Source organism: Corynebacterium sp. AOP40-4SA-5, from assembly GCF_052377355.1.
Taxonomy (GTDB): Bacteria; Actinomycetota; Actinomycetes; order Mycobacteriales; family Mycobacteriaceae; genus Corynebacterium.
In genome coordinates this window covers 175,247-185,915 of the sequence record NZ_JBQSWS010000005.1, presented here as the reverse complement: position 1 = coordinate 185,915, position 10,669 = coordinate 175,247, and the positions used below count along the sequence as shown (strand labels likewise).

The 10,669-nt window shown below is 72.1% G+C and carries 9 protein-coding genes; 7 read left to right on the top strand and 2 right to left on the bottom strand.

The window, feature by feature from the left end; all coding sequences use genetic code 11:
- The coding region (locus tag ACT3S3_RS04920) for an MFS transporter (protein WP_444626372.1) at positions 1-1,342 on the bottom strand (1,342 nt) is incomplete at its 3' end.
- A 228-nt stretch (positions 1,343-1,570) separates the two neighbouring features.
- Here ACT3S3_RS04920 and ACT3S3_RS04915 point away from each other — a divergent pair.
- The 7 genes from ACT3S3_RS04915 (at position 1,571) to ACT3S3_RS04885 (ending at position 9,918) form a co-directional block, all read left to right on the top strand.
- On the top strand, positions 1,571-2,905 hold the full coding sequence (locus tag ACT3S3_RS04915) for a styrene monooxygenase/indole monooxygenase family protein (RefSeq protein WP_441579929.1): 1,335 nt from the start codon (positions 1,571-1,573) through the stop codon (positions 2,903-2,905).
- A complete protein-coding gene (locus tag ACT3S3_RS04910) occupies positions 2,902-4,344 on the top strand; it encodes an LLM class flavin-dependent oxidoreductase (protein ID WP_444614767.1) in 1,443 nt (480 codons plus the stop codon). The genes ACT3S3_RS04915 and ACT3S3_RS04910 overlap by 4 nt, the downstream gene beginning before the upstream one ends.
- Positions 4,341-5,612, top strand: coding sequence for an acyl-CoA dehydrogenase (locus ACT3S3_RS04905; RefSeq protein WP_444614768.1), 1,272 nt, complete (start codon positions 4,341-4,343; stop codon positions 5,610-5,612). Before ACT3S3_RS04910 ends, ACT3S3_RS04905 begins: the two co-directional genes overlap by 4 nt.
- Positions 5,613-5,862: 250 nt before the next feature.
- Entirely contained in the window at positions 5,863-6,381 is a 519-nt protein-coding gene (locus ACT3S3_RS04900) for a flavin reductase family protein (protein WP_444614769.1), read from the top strand.
- A 26-nt stretch (positions 6,382-6,407) separates the two neighbouring features.
- The gene (sfnG, locus tag ACT3S3_RS04895; protein ID WP_444614770.1) at positions 6,408-7,502 is read left to right on the top strand and encodes a dimethylsulfone monooxygenase SfnG; all 1,095 of its coding nucleotides are present in this window, start codon (positions 6,408-6,410) and stop codon (positions 7,500-7,502) included.
- On the top strand, positions 7,471-8,592 hold the full coding sequence (locus ACT3S3_RS04890) for an acyl-CoA dehydrogenase family protein (RefSeq protein WP_444614771.1): 1,122 nt from the start codon (positions 7,471-7,473) through the stop codon (positions 8,590-8,592). The genes sfnG and ACT3S3_RS04890 overlap by 32 nt, the downstream gene beginning before the upstream one ends.
- A 27-nt stretch (positions 8,593-8,619) precedes the next feature.
- Positions 8,620-9,918: a hypothetical protein gene (locus ACT3S3_RS04885; RefSeq protein ID WP_444614772.1), complete on the top strand. Its 1,299-nt coding sequence runs from the start codon at positions 8,620-8,622 to the stop codon at positions 9,916-9,918.
- Between the two features lie 20 nt (positions 9,919-9,938).
- On the opposite strand, the gene ACT3S3_RS04880 is transcribed toward ACT3S3_RS04885, so the two are convergent.
- Positions 9,939-10,664, bottom strand: coding sequence for a GNAT family N-acetyltransferase (locus ACT3S3_RS04880; RefSeq protein WP_444626370.1), 726 nt, complete (start codon positions 10,662-10,664; stop codon positions 9,939-9,941).
- Positions 10,665-10,669: the final 5 nt, after the last annotated feature.

Here is a 10,669-nt window from a genome sequence, read left to right as displayed (position 1 = left end):
GCCCCGTGTACTCGCGCCAGTGCGTGGCGAGCAGTTCGTCGTCGATGAGGGTGTTCTTGCCGGCGCGCACGCCGAGCACACCCATCAGCAGGGCGATGACCACCAGGGCCACGAGGATTCCCGTCCAGTCGCCGGTGTGCCCGTGCACCAGGCCGATCACGAACGGGCCGATGCCGGCGATGAAGTAACCCATCGGCTGCACGAACCCGGACAGCCTGGCGGTGACCAGAGAGGACCGGCTGCGCGCCGTGATCAGCGCGATCGCCGTCGGGAAGCAGAACCCGCCCAGACCCAGCAGCCCGGCCCACAGCAGCGGCGCGGCCGTCGGCGCGAGCAGCACGCCCAGGTACCCGCCGGCGGAGAGCAGGGCGAACACCAGCGGGAACGGTGCGAGGCTACGGGCCCGGTCGATGACGGTGGGCATCACGATGCCACCGAGGATGTTGAAGGCGCCGATCATCGCCAGCGCCACACTGCCCACGTCACGCGACACCCCGGAGTCCACGTAGATCTGCGGCAGCCAACCCATCTGCAGGTAGGCGTTCATCGCCTGTACGCCGAAGAACAGGGTGAGGAACACCGCCGTCGGCGACCGCCACAGCGAGGTGCGCGTCAGGCGCTCGACCTCCTCCTCCGTCGGCTGCGGCAGCGCCGAGGGGATCGTGTCGGACGGCGCGGACGCCGCGTCCGGTGCGTCCTGCTTCTTCGTCGCGCCGGGGAAGTCCGAGCCGGTGCGCAGGGCGACGACCACCCACACCAGCACCTGCGCCATGCACAGGAAAGCCCACACGAACAGCGCCCAACGCCAGGCGTCGTCCCCGTCGAACCACAGCGCCGACAGCGGCCCCACCGCGCCGGACACCCCGAGCAGGGCACTGTAGACGGTCATCAACGCCACCGTGCGGCGTCCGCCGTAGTTCTTCGCCCACGCCGGGATCAGCACGTTGCCCAGCGCGATGCCCGCCACGACCAGGCCGGTCAGGGTGATGAACACGGCCATGGAGCCGACCCACGGGCGTGCCACCAGGCCGACCAGGGAGACGACCATGCCGACGAGGATGGTGCGGCTCAGGCCCATGCGTCGGGCCAACGGGACGGCGCACAGGCCCATCACGCCGAAGAGCACCCCGGGCAGGGCGGTGATCAGCCCGGCGTACGAGCTGGAGGTGCCGTAGGCGTCGAGCACGTCGGAGAGCACCGGGCCGAGCGAGGCGATGCCGGCACGCAGGTTCACCGCGGCGACGGCCACGGCGACGAACGCCAGCACCACCGGGATCACCGGCCCGCCGGGCAGCCTGCCGCGCCTCTGCGTCCGGTCACCACCCTGCCTGTCGTCCGCCACCGTCGAAAACCTCCTGCTCAAGAACTGCGCGCTGATACCCGACGAACCATAAGCGCCCGTCAGAACCCCTGCAAACCTACTCCCCACCCGCCGCGCGCAGGACACCGGGCACGTGTAGACGCACCTGCCCTGCCTTCTACCGTGCCGCGTCGTCCCCGGTCAAGGGTTCGCCACGCATCGTGGCGAAGGGTGTCGGACCCCGCGGGCGGCACCCTACGGTTCCGGGGCATGACAAGCACACACGACACCAACAGCACCCCATCCATCGCGATCATCGGCGCGGGCCTCGCCGGCGTCAACGCCGCCCTGGCCTTCCACCGCGAGGGCTGGGCGGTGGACCTCTACAGCAACCGCACCCGCTCCGAGCTGCGCGACGAGGTGCCGGCCACCGGTACCGCGATCCTCTTCGGCGCTTCGCGCACCCCCGACCGCACCATCACGACCGACCGCTACGCCGGTACCGCCGGCGATCCCGCCACCGATGCCGCCGCCCACTTCAGCGCGAGTTCCGTCGGCATCGCCGGGGCGCCGCCCGAGGCGTCCTTCACCGCCGGGTTCACCTACGAGGCGCAGTCGGTAGACCCCCGCCTGCGCGCCGACGACCGGCTCGGCGAATTCCTCGCCGAGGCGAACGAACGCAGCCGCTTCATCGTCGAGGACGTCACCGCCGACTCGTTGGACGCCGTGGCCGCCGACCACGACCTCACGTTCGTGGCCACGGGCAAGGCCGGGCTCGCCGATATCTTCGACACCGACGCCGACCGCACCCCCTACGACTCCGCCCAGCGCTACCTGCTCACCGTCGCCGCCCTGGGCCTGCCGGCCGACCACGTCTTCGCCGGACGCGGCAGCACGGTGCCCGGCGGTCTGCTCTCGCTGCACGAGGAGGGCGAGGTGTTCGTGGGCCCGCAACTGCACAAGGACGGGGAACCAGACACCTGGGTCATCCTCGCCTGGGCGCGCCCCGGCACCGCCACCGAGGAGGCGTTCCGCTCGGCGGTGGACGCGGACACGGCCCTGGACGTCCTGCAGGACCTGCACCACCGCGTGTTCCCGGACGTCGCCGACGACCTCGACTCCCTGCGTCCGCTGGACTCCGACCCGCACTCCTGGCTGAAGGGCGCGGTGACCCCGCGGGTGCGTCGCCCCACCGCCCACACGTCCGGCGGCCACCTGGTGGCGACCCTCGGCGACACCTCCGTGGCCGTGGACCCCATCGCCGGGCAGGGCGCGCAGCTGGGCACCTACCAGGTCGCCGCCCTGCGCGACGGGCTGCGCGAGGCGCTCAACAGAAACGAGGCCTGGGACGAGGCCCTGCTCACCGACCTCTTCGAGGCGCACTGGGACAACCACGCCGCGGCCGGTGTGGCGGTGACCTCGCTGTTCCTCGGAGACCCGGAGTACGCCGAGGTCGCCCAGGAGTTCTTCACCTCCTCCCCCGGCGACCCGGCGGCGGCGAGCGCCCTGTTCAGCCTCTTCTCCGACCCGTCGCCGGCGCTGCGCCTGCGCACCGCCGGTGACGTGCGCGAGCTCGTGGCGTCCTTCCGCGAGGTGGCGGCATGAGCGGCGGGCGCATCCGGTTCAACGCCTTCGACATGAGCTGCGTGGTGCACCAGTCGCCGGGGCTGTGGCGGCACCCGGACGACGAGTCGCACCGCTACACCGACCTGAGCTACTGGACCGACCTGGCCCGCACGCTGGAGGACGGCCTGTTCGACGGCGTCTTCCTCGCCGACGTGCTCGGCGTGTACGACCTCTACGGGGCGTCGCCGGACGCGGCGCTGCGCGCCGGCGCGCAGGTGCCCGTCACCGACCCGCTGCCGCTCGTCGCCGCGATGGCGACGGTGACGACGCACCTCGGCTTCGGGCTGACCACCGGCACCGCCTTCGAGCACCCCGTGCCCTTCGCCCGTCGGGCCAGCACCCTCGACCACCTCACCAACGGACGCCTGGGCTGGAACGTGGTGACCGGCTACCTGCCCTCGGCGGCGCAGAACACCCAGTCGCACGGCCAGCTCGACACCTTCGAGCACGACGCCCGCTACGACCACGCCGACGAGTACCTGGAGGTGCTCTACACGCTCTGGGAGGGTTCCTGGGAGGACGACGCGGTGCGCGCCGACCCGCTGACCGGTGTCTACACCGACCCTGCCAAGGTGCACCCGATCAACCACCACGGTGAGCACTACACCGTGCCGGGCGTGCACGTCTCCGCGCCGTCGCCGCAGCGCACGCCGGTGGTCTTCCAGGCCGGGGCGTCCGACCGCGGCAGCACCTTCGCCGCCACCCAAGCCGAGGCCGTGTTCGTCGCCGCGCCGACGAAGGAGACGCTCGCCGCGGTGGTCGACAACCTCACCGCCAAGCTTCAGGCCGCCGGACGCTCCCGGCAGGACGTGGTCATCTACGCGCTGCTCACGGTGATCACCGACGAGACCGACGAGCTGGCGCAGGCCAAAGCCACCGAGTACCGCAACTACGTGGACCCGGAGGGGTCCCTGGTGCTGATGTCCGGGTGGATGGGCGTGGACTTCGCCGAGGTGGGGTTGGACGCACCACTGACCGACCTGGGCCCGGCGGCCTCCTCGAACGCGATCCAGTCCGCGGTCGCCGCATTCCAGCAGGCCAGCGGGAGCAGTACCGGGAGCGGTACCGGCGGCTGGACGGTGCGCGACCTCGCGGAGTTCGGCGGCATCGCCGGGCTCGGTCCCGTCGTCGTGGGATCCGGGGAGAGCGTCGCCGACGAGCTGGAGGACTGGGTCACCGCCACCGGGGTGGACGGTTTCAACCTCGCCTACGCCGTCACCCCGGGCACCTTCCGCGACGTCATCGAGCACGTGGTTCCCGTCCTGCAGGACCGCGGACGCTACCCGCGCGAGCACCCCACCACCCCGACCACCCTGCGCGACACCCTCTTCCGCCGCGGCGACCGCGTCCCCGACAACCACCCCGCCCACGCCGCACGAACCAGCCACCTCCCCCGCACCGAAGGAGTCCGATCATGACCATCTCCCCTGTCTCCCCCACCGCCCCGAGCAGTTCCCCGAGCAGTTCGGCACCCAGCGACGAGCAGCTCGCCGAGGTCTTCCGTCCGGCCTTCGAGCGCATCGCCGAGGGCGCCGCCGACCGCGACGCCCGGCGCGAACTGCCCACCGAGGGCATCCGTCTGCTGCGCGACTCCGGCTTCGGGACGCTGCGTGTGCCCGTCGACCGCGGCGGCTTCGGCGCCTCACTGCCCCAGACGTTCTCCCTGCTCATCGACCTCGCCGCCGCCGACCCCAACCTCACCCAGGCGCTGCGGGTGCACTTCTTTTCCGTGGAGGGGTTCCTCGCCGCGCTGGGCGGCCCTGATGCGTCTGCCGCCTCCGCCGCCGAGAAGAACCTCAGCGACGTGGTGGACGGTGTCCTGTTCGGCAACGCGATCTCCGAGCGCGGCGTCGGTGCCGCCGAGCGTTACCAGACCAGGCTGACCAGGCAGGACGGCACCGGCGACTACCTGCTCAACGGCACGAAGTACTACAGCACCGGCAGCCTGTTCGCCGACCGGATCGTGGTCGCCGCCGACCTGGACGGTGAGCGGTTCACCGCCACGGTGCCCGTCACCGCCGCCGGGGTGCACCAGATCGACGACTGGGACGGCTTCGGTCAACGCCTGACCGGCTCGGGCACCACCATCTTCGACAACGTCACCGTGGACCCCGACGACGTCGCGCCGCGCGGCTACGGCACCGGTGGCAGGACGCCCGACACGTCCTACCTGCAGCTGTTCCACCTCGCCGCGCTGGCGGGCATCGCCCGGCGCGCCGCCGACGACGCCCGCGACCGCGTCCTGGCCCGCGACCGCACCTACACCCACGCACCGGCCGACGTCCCGCGTGAGGATCCGCTGGTGCAGGCGGTGCTGGGCCGGGTGGACGCCGCGGCGTTCACCGCCCGCGCCACCACCCTGGCCGTCGCCGAGGCGGTGGCGGTGGCCTTCAACGGCCCCGACGCGCAGATCGACGCCGCCGAACGCGCCGCCGCCCGGGCGCAGGTGTCGTTGATCCCGCTGGTGCTGGACGCGGTGACCGAGATCTTCGAGACCGGCGGGGCGTCCCTGGCGTCCGACACGTTGAACCTCGACAGGCACTGGCGCAACGCGCGCACCCTGGCCGTGCACAACCCGGCGGTGTACAAGCAGCAGGCCCTCGGACGCTACGCCCTGACCGGCGACGGCACCACGCTGCCCTACGCCTGGAGCGCCGGGGTGCGCGGTGTGAACCACGGCGGATAGTCCAGACCGGCCGCGCTGCGGACCTCGGCGGGAACCCCTGCAGAGACGAACCCCGCGCGCCGTGCCGGTTTCGGCCTTCCCGTGCCACGAGCACGGCGAATCCGGCACGCGGCGCGGGGTCGTCACGCCACAGACCTTCCATTCACCCCTTTGGCGAATCATGGCCCCGAGAACAGACCACATGGTCTACTCGGGGTCGTCGCACGTTGAGACCATCCCCCACACACCATCCCCCGTCAGGAGAACCACCGTGACGTCCTCGCTCAGCACCCACACCGCCACCCACACCGCAGCGGCCGACCCCACCGCGCTGCGCAGTGCGTGGGCGTCGATCCCCACACCCATCACCACCGTCGCCGCCGTCGTAGACGGCCACCCCGTCGGCCTGATCGTCGGCTCCTACGTGGGGCTCTCGCTGGACCCCGCACTCGTGGCGGTCAGCGTGCAGAAGAGCTCCCGGACCTGGCCGCTGCTGCGCAACGCCGAGCACCTCGGCATCTCCGTGCTCACCCGCGCCCACCAGGCCCATGTCCGCCAGCTCGCCGGCCCCGTCGAGAAGCGTTTCGACAGCGTCGGCTGGAGCACCGACCGCGACGCCGTGCTCGTCGACGACGCCGTCGTCCACCTCACCGGCCACATCGTCAACGAGTACGACACCGGCGACCACGTCACCGCCGTGCTGCAGATCGACCGCGTCAGCGAGGAGGCCCCCTCCGAGGTACCGCTGGTGTTCCACGGCTCCCAGGTCACCGTCGTCGGCGAACTCTGAGCAACCCGAGATAAGGAGACGCACCCATGTCCACCGCCACCACTCCTGCACCCCAGGACCTCCAGTTCGCCTACTGGACACCGAACGTCTCCGGCGGCCTGGTGGTCTCCGAGGTCGAGCAACGCACCGACTGGGGCATCGACTACAACCGCACCCTCGCGCGCACCGCCGAGCAGGTCGGCTTCGACTACGCCCTCACCCAGGTCCGCTACCTCGGCTCCTACGGCGCGGAGTCCCAGCACGAGTCCGTCAGTTTCTCCCTGGCACTGCTCGAGGCCACCGAACGGCTCAAGGTCATCGCCGCGGTCCACCCCGGCTTCTGGCAGCCCGCGGTGCTGGCCAACCTCGCCACCACCGCCAGCGAGATCCACGGCGGACGCTTCGCGCTCAACGTCGTCTCCGGCTGGCTGAAGGACGAGTTCCAGAAGTTCGGCGAACCCTGGCTGGAGCACGATGAACGCTACCGCCGCTCCGCGGAGTTCCTGCAGGTCCTGCGTGCGATCTTCACCGAGTCCCCGGCGGACTTCCAGGGCGACTTCTACCGCCTGCACGACTACGCCATCAGCCCACGGCCGCAGGTCGCCCCCGAACTGTTCCAGGGCGGCAACTCCACCGCCGCGCAGGCCAACGGCGGACGCCACGCCGACTGGTACTTCATCAACGGCGCCCCCGTCGACGAACTCGCCGCCCAGATCGACAAGGTCCGCCACCACGCCGAGGCCGCCGGCCGCGAGACGAAGATCGGCGTCAACGCCTTCGTCATCCTGGAGGACACCGAGAAGCAGGCGCACGACAAGCTGCGTCACATCGTCGACAACGCCAGCCGTCCCGCCGTGGAGGGCTTCCGCCAGTCGGTGAAGCAGGCCGGCCAGTCCACCGCCGACGGCCAGGGCATGTGGGCCAACTCCACCGTGGAGGACCTGGTGCAGTACAACGACGGTTTCCGCACCGGCCTGATCGGCACCCACGAGCAGATCGAGGAACGCATCGACGGGCTGCGCCGCATCGGCGTGGACCTCGTACTCACCGGTTACCTGCACTTCCAGGAGGAGGTCGAGCGTTTCGGCACCGAGATCATCCAGCCGTTGCGTGCCGCCCACCCCGCAGATGTCCCCGCGTAGCAGCGGGACGCGTCAGCCGCAGCAGCCGCGTCAGGCGCTCGTTGCCGACGCGGTCGAGCGGCTGCGGGCGTCCGGCCTGCTCGCCGCCACGGTGCCCGCCCGCCTGGGCGGGCCCGAGCTGCCGGCCTCGGTGATCGCCGAGGTCCTGCGCATCCTCGCCTCCGGCGACGGCTCGCTCGGGCAGATCCCGCAGAGCCACGTCGTCTTCACCCGCTGGCTGTTCACCGGCACCCACCCGCACGCCGAACGCCGCTGGGCCGACCTCCTGCTCGACGGTACGCTGGTCGCCAACGCCCAGGCCGAACGCGCACCCACCGTCCTGCAGGACGGACGCCTCACCGGGGAGAAGATCTTCTGCACCGGCTCCGCCTACGCCGACGTGCTCGCCGTCACCGCCCGACGTCCCGGCGAGGACCACCAGTCCCTGGTCGTCTTCCTGCCCGCCGACACGGCCGGCATCCGCGTCCTCGACGACTGGGGCGAGCACTCACCGCTCGGCCAGGAGTTCACCGCCTCGGGCACCGTGGTCCTCGACAATGTCGCCGTCCCGCCGGAGGCCGTGCGTGCCTTCGACACGGCATCGGGCCCGCCCGCCTACGGTGCCTTCGCCCAGCTGCTGCACACCGCCATCGACGTCGGCATCTCCGGTGCCGCGCTGGACGCCGCCCTCGCGCTCAGCCGCGACGGCGCTGCTGGCGCGTCCGGCCCCGACCCCGTGACCGCCCACCTGGCCGGCGACCTCGTCGCCGCCCAGTTCGCCGCCGAAGCCGTCCTGGAGAAGGCCGGACGCGCCGTCGACGACGCCTGGGCGCAGGGCGCCGCGGGCGATGTGTCCGCCGCCGCGTCGCTCGCGGTCGCCGCGGCGAAGACGACGACCGGACGGCTCACCGTCGACCTGGCGTCCCGCCTCTTCGAACTCACCGGCACCCGCGGGGTGACCGGCCCCGGTGTGGGCGACGGCGGGGACCTGGCGCGGCACTGGCGCGACCTACGCACCCACACCCTGCACGAACGACGCCGCGACAAACTCGTCGTCCTCGGCCGTGCCGCGCTCACCGGCGAGGACCCCACACCCGGGCCCCGGCTGTGAGCGGGGGCGACCGGTAACCTGCGGGGCATGACTTTCAGCGTCCCGCCGGTACCGCCCTCCGCCGTCTACTGGACGACGCTCGACACCGACGGGGGCGGTGGGGGTTCCGAAGGCATTGAGGACGCCGACCTGCGCTTCCTCGTCGCCGGGCTGATGGACACCCACGGGGCGCTGCGCGCGGTCGTGGCGCCGGACGGGACGTGCACCGTACCCGAACAGGCCTCCTTCGCCCCGGGCGACGTGATCGCCGAGGAGCGCACGGGCCCCGGCGCGCTCGCCGCGTCCCTCGACCCGGCGTCCGGGCAGGTGTGGCGGGTCAGTCTGCTCTCGCCGGCGCGGCTGCTGCTGTGCGTGTACCGCGGGATCGTGGACGCGGAGTCCTGGGCCACCCTCGTCGCCGACGCCCGGTCCCTGCTGGGAGGTCACGCGGTCGCCCCGGCGGGCGACTGGGGTCCGCAGGCGCAGATGGACCCGCCTGCACCGTTCGACGGGGGCGGGCCGTCGACGTACAAGACCTTCGACGTCAGCGACGCCGACGCCCTGCTCGAACTGCTCCCCGCCCAACTCGGGGTGAGCCACGACGAGATCATGCTCGCCGCGGTCCTGCTGGCCCGCGCGTCCGCCGGGATGCCGGACGCCCCGGTGGCGCTGCGTGCCCGCGGGCGGACCTCGCCGTTGACGCCCGGCGTGGGTCGTACCGTCGGACGCCTTGACCGCCAGTACGGGGTCGCCGCGCCGCCCGGGCTGGACGGTGCATCACTGCTCACCGGCGGCCCGGCCGTGCTGGCCACGCTGACGCACGTGCGCGACGCGCTGCGCGGCGGCGCAACGACCGATGCAGCGTCCGGCGCTGTACCGGCGGCGACGGTGGAGGTCAGCGCGGCGAAGGTGTCGGTGTCCGGGCCGGTGCGTCCGGTCGACGGGGTGCCGCACGTGATCCTGGGGACCCAGCGTCTGGCGCGGGTGACGGTGGTCGACGAACATGGCGGTGCCGGTGGCGAACTCATCTGGCCGCACCTGGAGCAGGCGCTGATCAGCCTGTCCGCCCTGGCACGGCTCATCGAGGCCGGGGTCACGGAAACCGCGACACCCGTTCCGGCGACCTCGATCAACCTCTTCGGCCGGGGGTCGCTCACCGCCGACCGCACCGTGGACCTGTCCCGGCTGCCCGAGGTCAACGGTTTCGAGGTGGTCAAACGGCTGCAGTCCACCCACCCCGGCGGCACCACGCTGGTGCGTCTGCCCGGGGTCACCGACCCGAAGGCCACGGGCGGACGCTCCGGGCGGGTCGGTAGCGGCGTGACCGGCCGGCTGATCACCGGCTGACCAGCCACCAGCGGGCGTGCCTACGCCAGGTCGCCGTCCTGAGGGTCGCCGAGCAGGCGGGACCGCGGGTCCACGCCGGCACCCGGCCAGAAGAACAGGCGCACCCGACGGTCCGCACGCTGCTGCCACTGCCCGGCGTCCACCCCGCCGCCCCGGCTCATCACCCGGTGCACCCGGTGGTTGGAGACGTCCGGCTCGGCCATCACCAGCCGGCACTCCGGGTCGGACTGCAGCAGCCGGTCGGCGAACGCCCCGACGAAGGGGCCGAAGATGCCCTTGCCCGTCAACGTCGCCTCGCCGACGGCCACGTGGAAGCCCAGGTCGTGGGGTTCGGAGGCGTAGGCCATGCCGATCTCGTCGCGGCGCGGCCGGTAGATCTCCATGTAGCCGACGTCCGTCGGACCGTCCGGCCCCTCGTAGGACAGGATCAGGGGGACGGCGTAGGTGGTGGAGAGCTTCGCTGTCCAGTCCGCCGCCCACTGCTGCGCCGGCCAGGCCTGGTCCCAGGTCTCCACGAGGTGGGGGCGGTTCATCCACTCAGAGACCATCTGCGCGTCCGTGTCCGGGTCCGCCACGCGCAGGGTGATGCCGTCGGTGCCCGATCCGGCGCCTCCGGTGCGGTACTCGACCGGGATCTGCGGTGCGGAGTCCAGGTACTCGCTGTCGGGGAGGTCGGTGCGCAGCCGGTGCAGCACGCTGAGGTCCGTTCCTGTGTCTCGATCATCGGTGAGGTTCTTCTCGGTCACAGTTC